The organism is Clostridium sp., from assembly GCF_051656525.1.
Classification (GTDB): Bacteria; Bacillota; Clostridia; order Clostridiales; family Clostridiaceae; genus Clostridium.
The window spans coordinates 1-19,564 of record NZ_JBOGCC010000387.1; the positions used below are offsets into that span (position 1 = coordinate 1).

Sequence of the window (19,564 nt, forward strand, 5' to 3'; positions counted from 1 at the left end):
GAAAATTATATTGATTATTACAATAATCACCGTTGTCAATGGAATCTAAAAAAGCTGACTCCTGTGCAATACAGAAATCAGCTTTTAAATATTTAACTTTCTTTTTTAAAATGTCCTTGACATAGGGTCCGCTTTATAAAATCTGCAACTTTTTTATTTAACTATTTAATAGAGGATACAATTTTTTAAAGATTTCATATTTTTCTCTATATTTCTTTTCTAAAGTTTTATTTGGTACTTTAGAATTTATAACCTTTATCAAAGTACAGCATGCTGTATTTACATCTTTATAAATACCGTCTCCTACCATAGCAAGTATTGCTGCACCATATGCTGGTCCCTCTGTTGAATTTACTATATCTACATTCACTTCAAAAATATTTGCAATCATCTGTTGCCAAAATTCACTTTTAGCTCCGCCACCACTTACTCTAACACTTTTTACATCAATATTTATATCTTTAATTATTTCTAAGATATCCTTTAATCCAAAAGTTATCCCTTCTAATATTCCTCTTGTTATATCTCCTCTTTTGTGTTGAATATTTAAACCTGTTAATGATCCTCTTGCAAAAGGATTATTATGAGGTGTTCTCTCACCCATTAAATAAGGCAAAAAATGTAGTTTTTTATCAAACTTAGCTTCCTCTGCTTCTAATAAAAGTTTACTATAATTGTTAGTTTTCTCTACATCTTCTATCCACCACTTTAGAGATGCCGCTGCTGATAACATTACTCCCATTTGGTGATATTCACCATTTCCATGACAAAATGAATGCAATCTTCCATCTTTGTCTACAACATATTTTGAACTACTTGCAAAAACTACACCTGAAGTTCCTAATGCTACAGATAACACTCCTTCCTTAACTGCTCCTACACCGATTGCTCCAACAGCTTGATCTCCTCCGCCAGCAACTATTTTTATATCATTTTTTAAGCTTAGTTTGTCTTTTAAATTTCCTTTTAAATTTCCTACAACTTCATAAGATTCAAATAATTTTGGTAGTTGTTCTTCTTTTACATTAAAAAAATCTAACATCTTCTTAGACCATTTTCTTTTATTTACATCTAATAGTAGCATTCCTGATGCATCAGATACATCTGTACTGTAAATTCCACTTAATTTAAAAGCTAAGTAATCTTTTGGTAAAAGAATTTTCTTTATCTTTTTAAAATTTTCCGGTTCATTCTTTTTTACCCAAAGAATCTTAGGAGCCGTAAATCCTGTTAAAGCGACATTTCCTGTTAATTTTAAAATATCTTTGCCAAAATAACTATTTATTTCATCACACTCTAAAGAGGTTCTTTGATCACACCACAATATTGCTGGTCGAATTATTTTATCCTCTGCATCTAATAAAACAAGTCCATGCATCTGCCCACTAAAACTAATTGCTTTTATCTCATTTTCATAACCCATTACTAGGTCTTTTAATCCCTCAAAAGTTTTATCATACCACTCTTCTGGATTTTGCTCACTCCAATTCTCTTGAGGATAATATAGTGGATATTCTTTAGTAACCTCTTTTCTTATTTTTCCTTTATCATCAATTAAAAGAAGCTTTACTGATGATGTTCCTAAATCTATTCCTATATACACAATTAAATCCTCCACCATCTTATATTTTTATATATATTGCAAAGCGTTCTCTAAATCTTCAATTAAATCCTCAGAATCCTCCAATCCGATAGATACTCTCATAGTTCCTAATGATATCCCCATATTTTTAAATTGCTCAATTGGAAGCTCTTTTAAATAACTTATTGCAGGAGCATAGATTAAACTTTCGTGTCCTCCCCAACTAACACCTATGCTAAAATATTTAAGAGAATTTACAAACTTTTTTATATTCTCAAGATTATCGCTGTTAATTTCAAACGCAAATAATCCACTATACCCAGACATTTGTCTTTTTCCTAAATCATATTGTGGAAAACTCTCAAGACCGGGATGTAAAACTTTAGAAATCTTAGGATGAGATTCTAGGTAACTTGCAACTTTCAAAGTATTTTCTTGATGAGCAAGCATTCTATATGGCATTGTTCTTAAACTCCTTTGAATAAGCCACGCTTCAAATGGCGCAAGCTTGGCTCCTAAAAAAGCATGTTCTTTATTAAAAATATCTCTAATATCTTTTTCTGAACCTATAACAATACCTGCAACTAAATCACTGTGACCACCAAAATATTTAGAACAAGAATGAACTTCTAAATCCACCCCTAACTCCAATGGTCTTTGAAAAAAAGGTGTTGCCCAAGTATTATCAATAACAACTTTTATATTATGCTTTTTAGCTAACTCTGTAACTTTTTGAATATCTTGTAAGGAGAAAATAGCTGAAGATGGTGATTCTAAGTAAATTAATTTAGTATTATCTCTTATAGCATCCTCAAACTCTTTTACATGATTTCCAGAAATAAAAGTAGTTTCAACATTCATTTTTTCCTTTAAATAAGAATTTAAAAAATTATTTGTAGGACCATAGACATTTTTTATAGTTATAACATGATCATTGAATTTTAAAAAATGTAAAATTGCAGAACTAATAGCACCCATACCGCTTGAAAAAAGTTTAGCAGATTCTCCACCAGCAAGTTTAGCAATTTTTTTTTCAACAACAGAGACTGATGGATTATTTCCTCTTGTATAAATACTATTGATAAAAGGGTCATCAAAAGCTTTATCTATATCATCCCAAGATTCAAAAGTAAATAAAGAATTTTGATATATAGGTGTAACTACAGCTCCTCTATTTTTATGTCTTTCCTCTTCATAGTGAGATAACATTGTTTTAGTTTTCATTTATAACCTCCATATTAGTTTCATTTTCTTCAGTAGGATTTATATTTGATTTAACGTCTTTATAAAAACACCCTTTTCCAGTTATTGCTAATACTATAGCAACTATAATATTAAAAATTGTCAAAAATTGCCAACGATTATATGCCATTACAGGTACACCTAAAGTAGCAGCCATAAATAATCCAGTTGTAGTCCAAGGAAGCATACTTTCAATCATCGTCCCTGTATCTTCTAAAGATCTCGATAATACTTTTCTTGGAATTTTTAATTGATCAAACTTTGGCTTAAATGCTTCTGCCACTATAAAACTTGTAGCAAATTGATTAGATGTCATTGCATTAGTTATCGCTGTCGCACCTAATGCTGATAGTATTGCGATACTTCTAGTCTTTACAAATTTAAAGATATGATCAACTATTATAGGAAGTGCATTTATTCTATCTAAAGTTCCAATATATATAAAAACTATAAATGTAACTATAACAGGACTAGCCATACTATATAGTCCTCCTCTATTTAGAATTCTAATAACATTATCAGGTAAATCTTTTCCCCAAGTAATCATCTCAACATTAAATCCACTATGTAAAACATGGATAATATCACCTAGATTGAATTTTTGAAAAATAACCGCTAATAAAATACTAACTATAGATGATGAAATTAATGTAGGAACTGTTGGTTTTTTTGTTAAAGATCCATATAAAACAATAAGAGTTGGTAACAATAAAATAATATTGAAGTTAAAAGATGTTCTTAAAGCTTCCAAAGTTTCTGAAATCATTTGTAAATCAATATTTGATGAAATTGGTGAATTAAATATTCCAATTATTCCATAAGAAATAGCTGCAAGTATAGCTGCTGGAAACGTTGTATTCATCATTGATCTAATATGATCATATAAATCAACATTTGCAGCTAAAGCTGCTATATTAGTTGTATCTGATAAAGGGGACATTTTATCTCCAAAATATGCACCTCCAACGATTGCTCCTGCAACTATAGATAGATCAGCACCTATAACTTCCGCAATACCAATAATAACAATTCCTATTGTTCCAACAGACCCCCAAGATGTTCCTGTAAGTGTTGAGAAAATTATAGGAACAACAAACGCAACAATATATATATAACTTGGATTTATTATCTTTATACCATAATATATCAACATAGGAATTGCTCCACACACAATCCATGCACCTATAACTACTCCAATTGAAAATAAAATCATCATAGCTGGTAGTCCTTGATTTAATTTTTTAACCATCGATTCTTGAATTTCATCCCAAGAGAATTTAAGATAAAATAGATTTGCAGTTCCAATAGCACTAGCAAGTAAAAAAATCATTTCTAAAGACATTTCATTCATCTTTAACATTTTTGGTTGAATAATTAATCCATAAACTAATACTACTAGTAATCCCAAAACAGGAACCATTGAACTTTTAAAAGTAATCTTCTCTTTCATAATTTCCTCCTAGTTTTTAATAAATATAATTATTTAAAATATTTTCTAACATCTCTTGTCTTCCAGAGTCATTTTTAACATCTTTTAATGTCAAAGCATACTCTGCTAACTCTTTTAGTGTTACTTTTCCTTCAACTATATCTTTTCCTACTCCTCTTGTATAACTTTCATATCTCTTTTCAATAAAACTTTCAAAGACTTTATCTTCTATTAATTTAGCTGCTACTTTTAATCCTTTAGCAAAAATATCCATCCCTCCTATATAAGCATAAAATAAATCCAAAATATCCGTTGATGCTCTTCTAACTTTAGCGTCAAAGTTTAGTCCACCTGTTGTAAATCCTCCAGCCATAAGTGTTTCATACATTGCTAGTGTTGCATCATATACATCTGTAGGAAATTGATCTGTATCCCATCCTAGTAATAAGTCTCCTTTATTTGCATCTATACTACCAAACATACCATTTATTCTTGCTAAACGAAGCTCGTGTTGGAATGTATGTCCTGCTAGTGTTGCATGATTTGCTTCTATATTCATTTTAAATTTTTTATCTAAATTATATGTTCTTAAGAAGTTCATGACTGTTGCTACATCAAAGTCATACTGATGTTTTGTTGGTTCTTTTGGTTTGGGTTCTATATAAAATTGACCTTTAAATCCTATTTCATCTGCATATTCTATAGCTAAAGTTAAAAGTCTTGCTAAGTTATCTAACTCTAACTTCATATCTGTATTTAAAAGAGTTTCATAACCTTCTCTTCCTCCCCAAAAAACATACCCTTGGCCACCTAATTTTTTTGTTATATCTAATGCATTTTTAACTTGTGCTGCTGCCCATGCAAAAACATCAGCATTGCAACTTGTTCCTGCTCCATGTAAAAATCTTGGATTCGAAAACATATTTGATGTTCCCCAAAGCAGCTTTATTCCTGTTCTTTTCATTTCGCTTTCTATTAAATCAACTATTTCATCTAGATTTTTGAAATATTCTTCTAAAGTATCTACTTCTGGAGCTATATCTTTGTCATGAAAACAAAAGTATTCTAACCCAAGTTTTTCCATAAATTCAAATCCGGCTTTTACTCTAGCTTTTGCTTTCTCCATAGGTGATAAGTTATCCCACTCTCTAACTAAAGTAGCATCTCCAAAAGGATCGTTTCCACCAGCAGTTAAAGTATGCCAATAAGACATCGCAAATTTCAAATGATCTTTCATTTTTTTTCCTAATACAATCTCTTCAGGATTATAATGTCTAAATGATAATAAATTTTTACTATCTTTCCCCTCAAATTTAATTTTTTCTACCTTTGAAAAAAATGCCATATAACTCCTCCTCGTTTTATGATTAAAGTCAATTTAATTCTATTTATGTCTTTATTACCTTTTTTTTATTTAATTGTCAAATTTTTTTTAGTTTTTTTTATTTATAGTTAAATTGACTTTAACTTAATTTTATTATATATTATATTAAAATATTAAAGGGGTGCTTAATATGGGATATCAAAGAAAAGAAAAATTAAAAAATAAAAATAAAATTTTTAAATATATTTCATTAAATAAAATTTTTAACAAACAGGATATTTCAGAAAATTTAAATTTAAGTTTTCCAACAGTTACAAAATACATTGAAGAATTTTTAGAACAAAATATTATCGAAGAGATTGGAATAAAAAATAGTAAACATAATCGACCTTCTACAACTTATAAATTTAATCCTAACAGCTTATACTCCATAGGAATTAAGCTTGAGGTTAATCGTGTTAGTTTTATTATAACTAATATATTAGGTGAAAGTTTAAGAAAAAATGAAATTCATAATAACTTTTTTAATAATCAAAATTTTGCCAAATATATTGTTCAACAACTTAAACTATTTCTACAGGGATTTGAAGAGCAAGAAAAACTTATTGGAATTGGAATATCACTACCTGGAATTGTAGATGACACTTTTAAAAAATTTGAAATAGGTACTAATTTCCAAATCTTTTCACAAGATATGAAATTCATTGAAGACGAAATGAAACTTCCTATTTTTTTGATGAATGAAGCTAATGCTGGAATTTTTGGTGAATATATTCTAAATAATTTTACACATAAAAATTTAGCATTTATATCTATTGATACTGGAATTGGTGCTGGAATTGTTTTAAATAATAAAATATATGAAGGTGATAATTTCAAAGCTGGAGAGATTGGACATATATCAATAGTTCCTGATGGGAGAGAATGTTCTTGTGGAAATACTGGGTGTTTTGAACGTTATTGCTCTAATATAGCTCTAATAAACGATTTTAAAGAAAACTTTAATTTAGAAATTCATACTTTAAACGATATATTTTTTAATGATTTACATACTACTCCTATTGGGCAAGAAATCTTAAAAAAATATACAAAATATTTAGCGAGAGCTATTCAAACACTTTTACTTATTTTTGATTTAAATAAAGTTATTATTGGAGGAGAAATCTGTTTTTATAAAGATTATTTTAATTTAGAGGAAAATCTAAAAAAATTAGTGTTTAACAATCTATTTTGTAAGGATAAAAATATTTTAGAGTTCTCAAAATATGGAGAATCTTCTAATTTAATTGGTGCTGGTTTAGCTCCATTTAAAAATTGGTCATAGAAATCACCTAATAACAAAAAGTTGCAGTTTAGTACTCTGCAACTTTTTTATGAGAATAAAGTTTTTATTCTATTTTTTTATTTCTTTCACAATTCTATCCATAGCTTCAATTATATTATCTTTTGAAGTAGCTATATTTATACGAATACATCCTTGTCCTGCATCTCCAAACCAATGACCATAATCTACTGCTAGTTTGCACTTTCCTTGAATTATATTTTCTAATTCATCATTCTGAATATAATTTTCCATATTAATCCAAGCTAAATATGTTCCCTCTAATGGAGAAATTTTTGCCAAAGGTAATTCTCTTTCTAAAGTTTCCTTCATATAATCAAAATTTTGTTTTAATGTTTTTTTAACTCCATTTAACCATCTATCACCTTGAGTATATGCAGCTTCTGCTGCTAAATACCCAAATTCATTTCCGTTAGTTACTCTTACAACTGTGCTTGTATACTTATCAAACTTTTCCATTATTTCATTATTAGTTATTATAACAAAAGAATTTTTACATCCTGCTAAATTAAATGTTTTTGAAGGAGCTGTTAAAGTTATAACCATATCTTCATATTTATAATTGTCTATTATTGCAGTTGGAATATGCTTCCCTTCTAAAACTAAATCATGATGTATTTCATCTGAAATTACTATCACATTATTTCTCTTACAAATTTCTAAAATAGTTCTCAATTCACTTTCTTTCCAAACTCTTCCTACTGGATTATGAGGCGAAAATAATATATAAATCTTTACATTATTCTCTACTATTTTTCTTTCAAAATCAATAAAATCAAAACTATAATATCCATTATTATTTTTTAAATCTGATATTATTAATTTTCTATTATTTTCTTTCACAGCATTATGAAACGGATAATAAACAGGTGTACTTATTATTATAGAATCATTTTCTTTTGTTAGAATATTTACTAACCAATATATTGCAGAAACAACACCAGGAGAATATCTTATACTTTCCTTTTTCACTCTATAATTATGCTTTTCTTCTTCCCACTTAATAAAAGCATCATAATATGAGTCTTTAATCTCTGCATAACCAAAAACTCCATGCTCTATTTTTTTATTTAGTACATTTATAACTTCTTGTGGAACTTTAAAATCCATATCTGCAACCCACATTGAAAGTAGATTATCTTCACCAAATTTCTTTTTTAATCCATCCCATTTAACTGAATTTGTATTTATTCTTTCTATACTACATTTTTCTTCAAATTCTTTTTGATTCATTTGACACACTCCCCTTTATTTTACTTCCATAACCTAAATTTATAAAAATTCCTGACATTACTAATAACATAGCTATTAACTGATTTAACTGAATTTGCTCATCTAAAATAAAAAATGATAATATTATAGAATATACTGGTATTAAGTTAGTGTATAGTGAAGCTTTTATTGGCCCTATTTTTTTTATTCCCTTCTGTTGCAACAAAAATGCTATTAAAGAAGAAAAAATTGCCATATATACTAAGGATCCAATTGCTTTATTTGATATCTCTGATAATACATAAAATTTAGATTCATAAATATAAACAGGCGACAAAATTAGCGCAGTGAATATAAATAAATATGTTAAAATTTTAGTTGAACTATATTTTTTTAAAATATTTTTAGAACCTATTATATAAATTCCATTTGATAAAATAGCACCAAATATAATCAAATCTCCTATATTAAAATCGATGTTCAATAGAGAGTTTATTTCTCCATTTGTGAGAAGCAGCAAAATTCCACTAATAGAAAAAATTATCGCTATTATATTTTTTATATTAACACTTTCTTTAAAAAAGATAACACCTAAGATACATACAATAATTGGTGTGCTACTTGATATTATTGATATATTGATTGAGGATGTTAGAGAAATACCTTTAAAAAATAAAACTCCATTTAATACAATACCTAAAAAAGAAAGAATAAAAATGTACAATATATCCTTTTTTTCAATAGAAAATTCTTTTTCTTTAAAGAAATGAACTATTCCCATTCCTATACCAGCTAATAAATACCTAAAAAAAGTTGAAGTAATAGGTGGAAACTCTGCTGAACAAAATTTCCCTACTATAAGACCCAAAGCCCAAAAAAATGTAGCTATAAGTAAGTAAATATTTTCTTTTTCCATAATTATCCTCGGTTATTCCGTTTCGTAACTAACCTCTATAAAATCTTCTGCATGAGAAAATCTGAAGTTAGCATATAGTAACGCTACTAAAAACACAATACCAGTTCCTATTAATTGATTAATTCCAGCTTTAGCAGCTAATAAATAACATTGAAAGGAAATTCCTGAAACAGATATTGCTATTAATACTTTTAACATTAAAGGACTTACTCTATACGGTGACTTTTCCCACTCATTTGGAAATAGCTTTGGTAAATCTAAAACTTTATAAGCTAATATTATTTTAAATCCATAAGCTAGTAATACCACTGTACTCGCTATCGTTCCGATACTAAATCCAAATAAAATTGGAAGTGCTCCAACAACATAGAAAACACCTAGTAAATAAGTTGGAGTTTTATATTTAGGATGTAGTGTTGCTAATTGTCTTGGAAACCATCCATCAGAACACGCTTGAAGAACTGGTTTTGTACATGTTCCTATTTTAGCGTTTAATGTCGTAGCTGTAGCAAATATTGCTCCACATACAACAAAATAAATAAATAGAGGTCTTGGTAATATATGTTCAGCCACGGCACTAAGAGTTTTATTAGCAACTTGTTCAACTGGTAAAACTCCTGCTGCTACAGTACACATCACTCCATATAAAACAGCTACTGCAAGAGTAGATATTATAACAACTTGTGGAATATCTCGTTTTGGATTTTTAGCTTCTGCACCAACATCTACAATTACCTCAGCTCCACCTGTTGCAAAAACAAGTAATGCTGCTGTTTGTAAAATACCCATAACTCCATTTGTCATAAATTCTGGCTGATTAAAATATCCTGGTTGAATTTTAAAAATTCCAAATCCAGCGAATATTATTAAGGCACTAATTAATATAAATACCATCATTTTTTGAATTTTAGCTGCTCCAGAAATTCCAAAATAATTTATTCCGAAAAACAGTGTTAAAACTGCCATTGAAACAACTTTTTCACTAGCATTTGGAATAAATGTTAAAATGTATTGAGCTAATGAAATTGCAAACATTGAGATTGAAATACTTCCTACTATATATTGAACTATATAAAATCCAGACCATTTTTTTCCTAAAAATATACTTGTTTGTGTATAAGCTCCACCTCTCATTCTAATACAACTATTAACAAAAACTAATGGTATAGCTGCAGCCAATACAAATAGAGTGGATACTAAAAAAGCAAAATTTGATGATCTTCCTGTCATTGCTATGGCAACTCCTGTTAGAGACATAACTCCAGCACCAATTATCTGTCCAACTGCAATTCCCATAAGATCTGTTTTCCCCAAAACTCTTTTCAAATCTTTTGTAGACATTTTTTCCCTCCTATATTTCATTTATTATTTTTTCTGCTATTTCTAAATAATCTTGATCATTAAGAGATACTACTAAAAATACTTTTGAAACTTTATTTCCACTTATAAATTCAATTTCATTTTCTAATTTTACTTCAATCCAATCACTTTTTTTTACACCTTTTCTATTTTTAGAATGTATAAAATATATACCCTCTTTTATTTCTAAATACTCTCCAAATCTAATAATTGTATCTTTTATATTCTCTATATAATCTGCCTCTATACTTCCTCTTTTAATTAATATTTCACAAAGATACTCCAATAATCTTTCCCAAGTATCAATTTTTTCTATTTTTAATTTTAATTTTTTTATTTTATTATTTTTTATGCTCAAATCATCAACTAATCTCGAACCAAATATTTCTTTTAATTTTATTATAAGCTTTTCATCACCTATTTCCCCTTTATCAGAAATGTTAGATACAATTTCAGATAAAAATATTTTTTGACTTCTCTCTCCTACACCCATTTTTTTTATTTTATCAGCATCTTGTACAGATAAAACATTTGATATTCTTATGCAATTTAAATCAGTTTGTAACTTTGAAAAAGTATTAGTTAAAATCAAATCTATATCTTTTTTCGGGTAGTTTTTTAATCTATGTATTGGAATAATTGCTATAATTTTAATATAAAACTTCTCCTCCAATCTTTCTGCTAAAGCTTTTGAAATTCCATATCCTAATTCCGATATAAATAAAACTTTTATAATTTTTAAAGACTTATATTTCATTCTATTTATAGATAAAATTATTTGATATGAAATCATTTCCAACTCAACTTTCCCTATAGAAGAAACTAATATTTTATCAAATTCAACTATATTCTTTCTTACTATTTCAACTATATTTTTATTTTTTTCTAAAATATCTTTAAAATCTTCCATTATGAAATCTTTTTCTTTTATATCTCTATTTGTATTATATGAAATATATTTTAGATCTTTTATTAAATAATCATATAGAAGTCTATCTTCAGATAGATTATTTTTTATTTCTTTTGATATTTTTTCAATAAAAATTTTAGTCTTAACCTCCAACTCAACCCAGTTCTTATAAATAGATATATCTTTTTCTCCACTATATGAACCTAAAAAATAGTCAGTAAGATGATAAATTTCATATAATGTAAATTTAAAATCATATTTATTTAGCATATTTTCAACTAAATTAAAGCTATACGTTCTATATTGTTTTTCAGGAGTATCTATCTCTTTCAAAAGATAATGATTTAAATTTATTCTTTGTTGAGTTATTATAAAACTAGAAATAATATTTTTATAAGCTAAATCTGAAAGTACTTTTTTTAATATAATTTGAATTTCCGAAACAACTTCTTCAACCATATCGATTCTATTTTTCATTAAAATTTTATTAAAATAATCTCTCGTTACTCTCGGTAAGAAATCTTGTTTTTTTAGCAACATTACTATATGTCTTAATCCTATTCGCCTAACATTTTCTTCCTTACCCTCTAAATTTAATCCTTCTTTAGAAATTTTTAAATTAAGAGTATATTTTTCTAAAATAATTTTTAAATTTTTTATATATTGTTTTAAAGTAGTTCTACTCAAATTTAATATTTCACACTCTTTAGTTAAGTTAACTCTATTTTCACTTAATACTTTTAGCAATAGATAATCTACAACTTCTTCTGGAGAATGTTCTTCATATTTATAAAGTAAATCACTAATTTTTTTATTATCAATTATTTTTAATACACACTCTTTTTTCAATACTTTTATTTCACCTATATTTTGACTTAATATCTCCTCTCTTATTTTTTCTATAGAATTTCTAATAGTTCTTTCACTAACATTAAAATATAAACTTAAATACTCTAATGTTAATTTTTTTTGATTTAAAAGTAATTTTAAAATTTTAAATTCTCTTTCTTTCATTAAGGATCCTCCTCATATTTATAATCTAATTCCTCTTTTTAGTAAATAGTCATATTTTTACATTTTCCATGAATTTTTTCGTTCATATAGTCTATTATACGAAAAAAAATGACGAAAAAAATACTTTTTTATAAAAAATATAAATTTATTCTTTTAAACACTTGAAAATATAAATAATAATTAAATAAAAAGAGTTTCTTATACCAAAATGTATAAGAAACTCTTTTTTTACCACTATTAATTTTTTTGGGTTAGTATTGGCTCAAATAAAATCTTTTGAGTATAATCTTTTGAAACTTCAAACTTTTTTATAAGTAAATCAACTGCAGCAACGCTCATCTTTTGAACATCCCAATCTATATACTCTATATGATTTTCTAATAAATCAAAATAATCAAATTTTCCTATTCCAAGTAATTCAACACTTTTTTTAGATGATTTTAATATTTTTAAAGTATTTATTGTAAGAGCATTATTTGCAGTAATTAAAGCTGAAAACATAAATTTATTACTCAGTATATTTTTTAAGTTATCACATTTACTGTCCAATGCTATATCTGCAGAAAATATCAAATTTTTATCTTTTTCTAAATTATATTTTTTTAAAGCATAGTAATATCCTTCAAGTCTATTTTTCATGTTGATTAGTTCAGTTGTTCCTATTACAATTCCAATCTTTTGATGCCCCTTTTTTATAAGGGCTTCCGTTGCTAAAAAACCAGCTTTAAAATCATCCATAAAAATTCCATCTTGATGAAATTCTAATTCTCTATCTATTAAAACAAAAGGAATATTGTATTCTTTTAAAATATTAATATTTTTTGAAGAATTAATAGCACATGAGATACAAATTATAATCCCAGCTATATCGTCAAGTTTAACAATTGACTCAATCGCTTCTTTTTCCAATGTATAGTTTTCATTTGTATTAAAAATTAAACTTTGATATCCGAAAGTTCTTAGTTTATCTGAAGTTTCTTTAGTTATCTCACCAAAAAATGGATTTTTTAAATCCGGCAAGATTATTGCTATTTTTTTTAAGCTATTATTTTTAAAACTAGATTCACTACGTTTATAAAAACCTTTTTCTAACAATATTTTTTCTATTTTTTTTCTATTTTTATCAGAAACTCCACCCTGTTTATTAATAACTCTTGAAACTGTGGTTATAGAGACGTTAGCAATATCGGCAATTTCTTTTAATTTCATAACAAAGCCTCCTAAAATTTTCTTTATATCTAATATATATTACTTTTTCAGAAAAAATTCAAGTTAATTTTAGAAAAAAAAACGAAAAAAAATGAAAAATAGGTGTTGACTTATTTAAATAAAAGTTGTATTTATATATTGATACGTTAATAGTGTATATATTATTTTCTTTATAAACCTAAAAAAATCAAAACGCTTTTAAAACAGACAATAAAATTAAAGTTAACGGAAGGAGTTTGTATGAATTATTTTATAGGGGTTGATGTAGGAACAGGTAGCGTTAGAGCTGGAATTTTTGATTCTACAGGAAAAAAATACGCAATAGCTAAAAAAGATATAACGACTTGGAGTTATGAAAAAATTTACAAAGAGCAATCATCTGATGAAATTTGGAATAATATTTGTGAAGTTGTAAATAAAATAATTTTAGATAGTGGAGTGAATAAGGAAGAAATAACTGGAATTGGATTTGATGCTACATGCTCTTTAGTGGCTCTTGATAAATTTGGTCAACCAATAACAGTAAGTAAAACTGGTAACAATAATCAAAATATAATTTTATGGATGGATCATAGAGCTTCAGAGGAAACTAACATTATAAACTCCAAAAATAATAAGATTCTAGATTTTGTTGGTGGAAAAGTATCAATAGAAATGGAGATTCCTAAACTTCTATGGTTAAAAAATAATTTACCCTCTGTTTATGATAATATAGACCTTTTTTTCGACTTACCTGATTTTTTGATCTATAAAGCAACTGGTGAAACAATAAGGTCATTATGTTCTCTTGGATGTAAATGGAACTATTTAAATCATGAAAAAAAATGGAGTGATGAATTTTTTAAAGAAATTGGACTTAATGAACTAGTAAAAACAAATTATAAAAAAATTGGTGGTAATATAAAAAGTATTGGAGAAGTAGCTAAAAATCTTTCTAATAAAGCTGCTAGAGAATTAGGTTTAACAACTCAAACTCAAGTAGGAGTATCCATAATAGATGCTCACGCAGGAGGAATAGGCGTTATAGGAATTGATGATGGTGAAAATATCGCATACAATGAACGATTAGCTTTAATTGGTGGAACTTCAAGTTGCCATATGGCTGTGTCTTCAAATATGATCAAAGTTAATGGTATTTGGGGGCCATACTTTAATGCAATGTTACCCGATATGTGGCTATTAGAAGGAGGACAATCTCTAACTGGAGCGTTAATCGATTATACAATAAAAACTCATCCTGCATACAATGAACTTGAAATACAAGCAAACAAAAATAATAGAAATATTTATGAAGAACTAAATTTTATTTTAGATAATCTTTCAAAAAATGATGAAGTAGATTATTTAACAAAAGATAAACACATATTACCATATTTTATAGGAAATAGATCTCCTAGAGCTAACGCAGATTTAAAAGGAATGATTTCAGGTATAGGAATAGAAACTTCCATTGAAGATATGGCAATAACATATTTAGCTACAATTCAAGCTGTAGCATATGGTACAAGACACATAATAGAAGTTATGAATCAGGCCCAATTTAACATTAATAAAATTTTTATGACTGGAGGTGGAACTAAAAACCCTTTATTTTTAAAAACTCACTCAAATATAACAGAATGCAAAATATTTTTAGGTGAAGAAGAAGAGTCAGTTTTACTAGGTGCTGCTATTCTTGGTGCAGTATCTTCTAAGGAATATGCAAATCTATATATAGCAATGGAGAAAATGAGTAATCTTGGAAAAATCATAGAACCCAATATTTTATTAAAAGAATATCATGATAAAAAATATAAGGTTTTTAAAAAAATGTATGAAGATTATATAAGTTACAATGAAATAATGAATAGTTAAAAATAAGAAAAATACGGGAGGAAAAAATGAAAATATTATTAAAAAAATTATTTGTAACATCGTTCTTTTTGACTAGTAGTGTTATATATGGAAATAACTTTCCAAATAAACAAGTTAATATGATTATACATGCTGGAGCTGGTGGTACTTCAGATACAATAGCTAGAGCTGTAGGAGCAAAACTTCAAGAACAACTTGGAGTTCCTGTGATTTCACAAAATAAAACAGGTGGTTCTGGTGCAGTAGCTATGCAGTTTGTAAAAAATGCCAGACCAGATGGATATACTATAATGTATATGCCTGTAGAAATAGCAATGTTAAATCCTTTAGGTATATCAAAAGTAAAGCCAGATGATTTTACAATGCTCGCTCAAGCTAATATGGCTCCAGCTTCTTTAACTATTAGAAAAGATGATAAAAGATTTGGAACAATAGAAGAATTTATAAATTATGCTAAAGCTAATCCTAAAAAATTAAAAGTTGGAACAGCTGGAACCGGATCAACTTGGACCTATGCAGCTAAAGAGTTAGCAAATAAATATAATCTTGAATTTATATACGTTCCATATGATGGAGGAGCACCCGCAACTATGGCTTTATTAGGTAAAGAGGTAGATTTTATAACAAATACTCCAAACGAATTTGTCTCTAATTTGGACCAATTAAATGTACTTGGTCTAATGGAAGCCCATCCAGAATTTCCAGAAATGAAAACTTTTAAAGAACAAGGATATAATATTGAGTTCTCTGCATGGGGCGGATTTGCTGCACCTAAAAATATCTCACCTGAAGTAAAAAAAGTATTAGAAGATAACTTAAAAGAAGCAATAAATGCTCCTGAGATAAAAAAATTATTAAGTCAAAGAAAAATAGTTTGGGAGTATAAAGATTCAAAAGATTTTACAAATTTCACAAATGAACAATATGAAGCTTTTGAAAAATTAATTAAAGAAAATAAATAACTAGGAGTGGAAAAATGAAGAGATTAAAAGGTGTTATAACAGCCATGGTAACTCCGTTTAAAGATAATGGAGAAATAAATTATAAAGCATTAGAAAACTTAGTAGATTTTTATTTAGAAAAAGGAGTTGATGCATTATTCCCATTGGGAACTACAGGTGAAATGTTCAAATTAACTCTAAATGAAAGAAAAAAAATAGCTGAAACTATTGTAAATAAAGTTAATAAAAGAATTCCTATTTTTATTCATGTAGGAAGTTTTAATATGGATGAAGTAGTAGAACTATCTAAACATGCCGAAAAAATAGGCGCGACTGGAATTGCAGCGGTTACACCTGTTTATTTTGGAACAAGTAATGAAGCTATAAAGGGATACTATAAAAAAATATCTGAGAGTGTTTCAACTGATTTTCCAATATATCTGTATAATATTCCACAAATGTCAAATAATAACTTAGATGCAAAGACTGCAGAATATATTTTTAAGAAGTATCCTAATATTTTAGGTGTAAAGTATAGCTATAGCGATCTATTTCTTACATATGAATACTTATTAATAAGTAAAGATTTTTCAGTCTTACAAGGTACAGACAGATGTTTTTTACCAGCTTTACAAATAGGTTGTGATGGAACTGTTTCTGGTGTTTCTTCGGTTTATCCGGAACCTTTTGTAAATGTTTACAAAGCATATAAAGACGGTAACAAAGAAAAAGCAGAATTTTATCAAAGAATGGCAAATGACTATGTGACTACCCTTGGAGCAGGAGCAAACATGGCAATATTTAAATCAGCTTTAAAATATAGAGGTTTTGAAATAGGTAGTGTTAGAGAACCACAATTAGCATTAACACAAGATGAAGAAAAAGTTTTATTTGAAAAGCTCCACGAGTTAGACAGTAAATATAAAGAGTTTTTTTAAGGTGAGCTTATGAAAAAAATATATAGACAGGATGTTATTTGTAGTTCAATATTTATAATAATTGGTATATTTTTTTTAACAGAAGCATTAGATTTAGGAAGAGAAAACTTAGAAACAGGAGTAGAGTACTTTCCAAAATTATTGTCTTGTGTTTTCATAATTTTAAGTGCTGTTTATTTTCTTAAATCCTTTCGTAGTAATGCAAATAATAATTACTTTAAAAATAATAACCAATTAAACAAGAATATATTTTTTAAAACGATTGGCATAATTTTAATTTTTTTAATTTTGTGGCCTTATGTTCCTTTTATAGCTTTAAGCAGTATCTACTTAATCTCTTTAGGATATATATTTAAAGCAAATTTTATAAAATCTTTAGTATATAGTATTACAACTAGCACAGCTATTTATTTGATATTTAGTAAAATATTCCATGTTATGCTTAGTTAAAAAAGGAGGATAATATATGATTAACAGTTTTATAGCCATGCTTAATCCATCAATACTTATTTTCCTTACAATAGGTGTTATAGTAGGAATGGTTGTAGGAGCTTTACCTGGATTAAGTGCAACAATGGCAATAGCAATATTGACACCTTTAACATTTTGGCTAGCCCCTGAACAAGGGTTTGCGGTTCTCATAGGGATATACAATTCTGCTATATTTGCCGGTGGAATTTCTGCAATTTTAATAAATACTCCTGGAACACCAGCGTCTATTGCAAGTTCCTTTGATGGATATTCTATGACAAAGCAAGGTAAAGGTGGATTAGCTCTTGGAATAAATGTTATTTACTCTGTTCTGGGAGGTTTAATAAGTACTTTAGTTTTAAGTATTTTCAGTTTTCCTTTAGCAAATTTAGCTATGAAATTTGGTGCTCCTGAATATTTTTCATTAGCTATTTTTGGTTTAGCCTTAATGGCGAGTGTGTCTGGTGGTGAGCCTCTTAAAGGATTAATAATGGGAACTTTAGGCATGATGTTAGCAACAGTAGGAATGGATCCTATATCTGGAATCCAAAGATATACTTTTCAAAATATCAATCTTATAGACGGGATCTCTTTTGTACCTATAATGATTGGAGTTTTTGGAATAGGAGAAGTTTTAGTCCAAATCTATGATGAGTTCTCAAATAAAATAAATTCAAAAGAAGTTGGAGAAATAGGTAGAATTTTTCCAACAAAAGAAGAGATAAAAAAAACAATACCTGGATCATTATTTGCTGGAATAGTTTCACCTATAATTGGTGCAATTCCAGGAGCTGGAGGAGATATTGCTTCAATAATTTGTTGGGATCAAGCTAAAAGGATGTCAAAAGAACCCGAAAAATTTGGTTCTGGAAGTGTTGAAGGTTTAGCTGCCACTTGTTTAGCTAACAATGGCGTTATTGGTGGAGCTTTAACTACAATGCTCACATTGGGTATTCCTGGTGATTCAGTTACAGCCATATTAATTGGAGCTTTAATGATGTACGGAATGATTCCTGGACCTAAACTTTTTGTAGAGAATCCTTCATTTATTTATGGAATGATTTCACTTATGATTTTAGCAAATTTATGTATATTATTAATTGGACTTTTAGGAGCTAAAGCATCATCTAAAATATTATCTGTAAAAAAAGAGTATATTTGGTCTACTGTTTTAATTTTTTCTGTAATAGGTTCATACTCTCTTCAGAACTCATATTTTGATGTATTAATAGTTGTCATTTCAGGATTAATAGGATTTATATTTAGAAAAATGAATTTTCCATTAGGTCCATTTATATTAGGTATTTTATTAGGAAAATTAGCAGAATCAAATTTAAGAAGAGCTTTATTAATCTCTGATGGAAGTTACTCTATCTTTATAACAAAACCGATTTCATTATTTCTTATAGTAATAACATTTATTATTGTAATAACACCAGTTATAAAATCATTAAAAAAAAGTACTAAAAAAATAGAAAATTTAGAATATAACATAGAAACAAAAGTTATAAAATGATAAAAAACCCAAGAAATTTTACTTTAAAAAAATTTCTTGGGTTAAATATATTTAGCAATCCCTTGAACATAATCCTATTCTTATTTTATTAAAAATACTTTACATTATTAATTTTATTATCTTTTATCTCATATTTATCTCTTTCAAGGTATCAGAAAGATATCCGATCTCTTCTAAAGACATTTTTTTTATTTCATTTTTCAATTTCATACGCTTTTTTATAAAAATATCTCTTTTAAGAGAGTAAAAAAGTGAAAAAATCATTATAGGAAGCAATATCAAAAGTGGAAAAGCTATTATTATAG

At 27.5% G+C, this 19,564-nt stretch carries 17 protein-coding genes; 7 read left to right on the top strand and 10 right to left on the bottom strand.

Features of this window, described 5'->3' with window-relative positions; translation table 11 throughout:
- The coding region (locus tag ACRDDY_RS18780; RefSeq protein WP_438566452.1) for an IS3 family transposase at positions 1 to 96 on the top strand (96 nt) is incomplete at its 5' end.
- A 61-nt stretch (positions 97 to 157) separates the two neighbouring features.
- Here ACRDDY_RS18780 and xylB read toward each other — a convergent pair.
- The 4 genes from xylB to xylA are packed head-to-tail and all read right to left on the bottom strand — an operon-like array spanning position 158 to position 5,598.
- Entirely contained in the window at positions 158 to 1,603 is a 1,446-nt protein-coding gene (gene xylB, locus ACRDDY_RS18785; protein WP_291942026.1) for a xylulokinase, read from the bottom strand.
- A gap of 27 nt (positions 1,604 to 1,630) precedes the next feature.
- Positions 1,631 to 2,806 (bottom strand): trans-sulfuration enzyme family protein, encoded by a 1,176-nt coding sequence (locus tag ACRDDY_RS18790; RefSeq protein WP_291942023.1) that lies wholly within the window; start codon positions 2,804 to 2,806, stop codon positions 1,631 to 1,633.
- Positions 2,796 to 4,274: a Na+/H+ antiporter NhaC gene (gene nhaC, locus ACRDDY_RS18795; RefSeq protein ID WP_438566447.1), complete on the bottom strand. Its 1,479-nt coding sequence runs from the start codon at positions 4,272 to 4,274 to the stop codon at positions 2,796 to 2,798. Before nhaC ends, ACRDDY_RS18790 begins: the two co-directional genes overlap by 11 nt.
- Before the next feature lie 16 nt (positions 4,275 to 4,290).
- A complete protein-coding gene (xylA, locus tag ACRDDY_RS18800; protein ID WP_291942019.1) occupies positions 4,291 to 5,598 on the bottom strand; it encodes a xylose isomerase in 1,308 nt (435 codons plus the stop codon).
- A 169-nt stretch (positions 5,599 to 5,767) separates the two neighbouring features.
- Here xylA and ACRDDY_RS18805 point away from each other — a divergent pair, with 169 nt between their 5' ends.
- Positions 5,768 to 6,901 (top strand): ROK family protein, encoded by a 1,134-nt coding sequence (locus ACRDDY_RS18805; RefSeq protein ID WP_438525921.1) that lies wholly within the window; start codon positions 5,768 to 5,770, stop codon positions 6,899 to 6,901.
- A 69-nt stretch (positions 6,902 to 6,970) separates the two neighbouring features.
- On the opposite strand, the gene ACRDDY_RS18810 is transcribed toward ACRDDY_RS18805, so the two are convergent.
- The 5 genes from ACRDDY_RS18810 to ACRDDY_RS18830 all read right to left on the bottom strand — a co-directional run bounded on the left by ACRDDY_RS18810 (position 6,971) and on the right by ACRDDY_RS18830 (position 13,539).
- Positions 6,971 to 8,152 carry a MalY/PatB family protein gene (locus ACRDDY_RS18810; protein ID WP_438566448.1) on the bottom strand — a complete coding sequence of 394 codons (1,182 nt, stop codon included), beginning with the start codon at positions 8,150 to 8,152 and terminating at the stop codon, positions 6,971 to 6,973.
- On the bottom strand, positions 8,133 to 9,047 hold the full coding sequence (locus ACRDDY_RS18815; RefSeq protein ID WP_291945280.1) for a DMT family transporter: 915 nt from the start codon (positions 9,045 to 9,047) through the stop codon (positions 8,133 to 8,135). Before ACRDDY_RS18815 ends, ACRDDY_RS18810 begins: the two co-directional genes overlap by 20 nt.
- Positions 9,048 to 9,059: 12 nt before the next feature.
- A complete protein-coding gene (locus ACRDDY_RS18820) occupies positions 9,060 to 10,388 on the bottom strand; it encodes an APC family permease (RefSeq protein ID WP_438566449.1) in 1,329 nt (442 codons plus the stop codon).
- A gap of 10 nt (positions 10,389 to 10,398) precedes the next feature.
- Positions 10,399 to 12,330 (bottom strand): BglG family transcription antiterminator, encoded by a 1,932-nt coding sequence (locus tag ACRDDY_RS18825; protein ID WP_438566450.1) that lies wholly within the window; start codon positions 12,328 to 12,330, stop codon positions 10,399 to 10,401.
- Between the two features lie 237 nt (positions 12,331 to 12,567).
- Positions 12,568 to 13,539 (bottom strand): LacI family DNA-binding transcriptional regulator, encoded by a 972-nt coding sequence (locus ACRDDY_RS18830; RefSeq protein ID WP_291942649.1) that lies wholly within the window; start codon positions 13,537 to 13,539, stop codon positions 12,568 to 12,570.
- A gap of 240 nt (positions 13,540 to 13,779) precedes the next feature.
- On the opposite strand from ACRDDY_RS18830, the gene ACRDDY_RS18835 reads away from it, so the two are divergent.
- From ACRDDY_RS18835 to ACRDDY_RS18855, 5 genes are read left to right on the top strand one after another with little or no spacing between them, the layout of a single operon-like run.
- Positions 13,780 to 15,393 (top strand): FGGY-family carbohydrate kinase, encoded by a 1,614-nt coding sequence (locus ACRDDY_RS18835; RefSeq protein ID WP_438566451.1) that lies wholly within the window; start codon positions 13,780 to 13,782, stop codon positions 15,391 to 15,393.
- A 26-nt stretch (positions 15,394 to 15,419) separates the two neighbouring features.
- The gene (locus tag ACRDDY_RS18840; protein WP_291942654.1) at positions 15,420 to 16,355 is read left to right on the top strand and encodes a tripartite tricarboxylate transporter substrate binding protein; all 936 of its coding nucleotides are present in this window, start codon (positions 15,420 to 15,422) and stop codon (positions 16,353 to 16,355) included.
- Between the two features lie 14 nt (positions 16,356 to 16,369).
- On the top strand, positions 16,370 to 17,272 hold the full coding sequence (locus ACRDDY_RS18845; protein WP_291942656.1) for a dihydrodipicolinate synthase family protein: 903 nt from the start codon (positions 16,370 to 16,372) through the stop codon (positions 17,270 to 17,272).
- A gap of 9 nt (positions 17,273 to 17,281) precedes the next feature.
- A complete protein-coding gene (locus ACRDDY_RS18850) occupies positions 17,282 to 17,722 on the top strand; it encodes a tripartite tricarboxylate transporter TctB family protein (RefSeq protein ID WP_291942658.1) in 441 nt (146 codons plus the stop codon).
- A gap of 16 nt (positions 17,723 to 17,738) precedes the next feature.
- Complete coding sequence (locus ACRDDY_RS18855) at positions 17,739 to 19,259, top strand: tripartite tricarboxylate transporter permease (protein WP_291942660.1); 1,521 nt, start codon at positions 17,739 to 17,741, stop codon at positions 19,257 to 19,259.
- Between the two features lie 123 nt (positions 19,260 to 19,382).
- Here ACRDDY_RS18855 and ACRDDY_RS18860 read toward each other — a convergent pair.
- Positions 19,383 to 19,564, bottom strand: a 182-nt coding sequence (locus tag ACRDDY_RS18860; RefSeq protein WP_438533501.1) for a hypothetical protein, incomplete at its 5' end; no start/stop codon positions are given.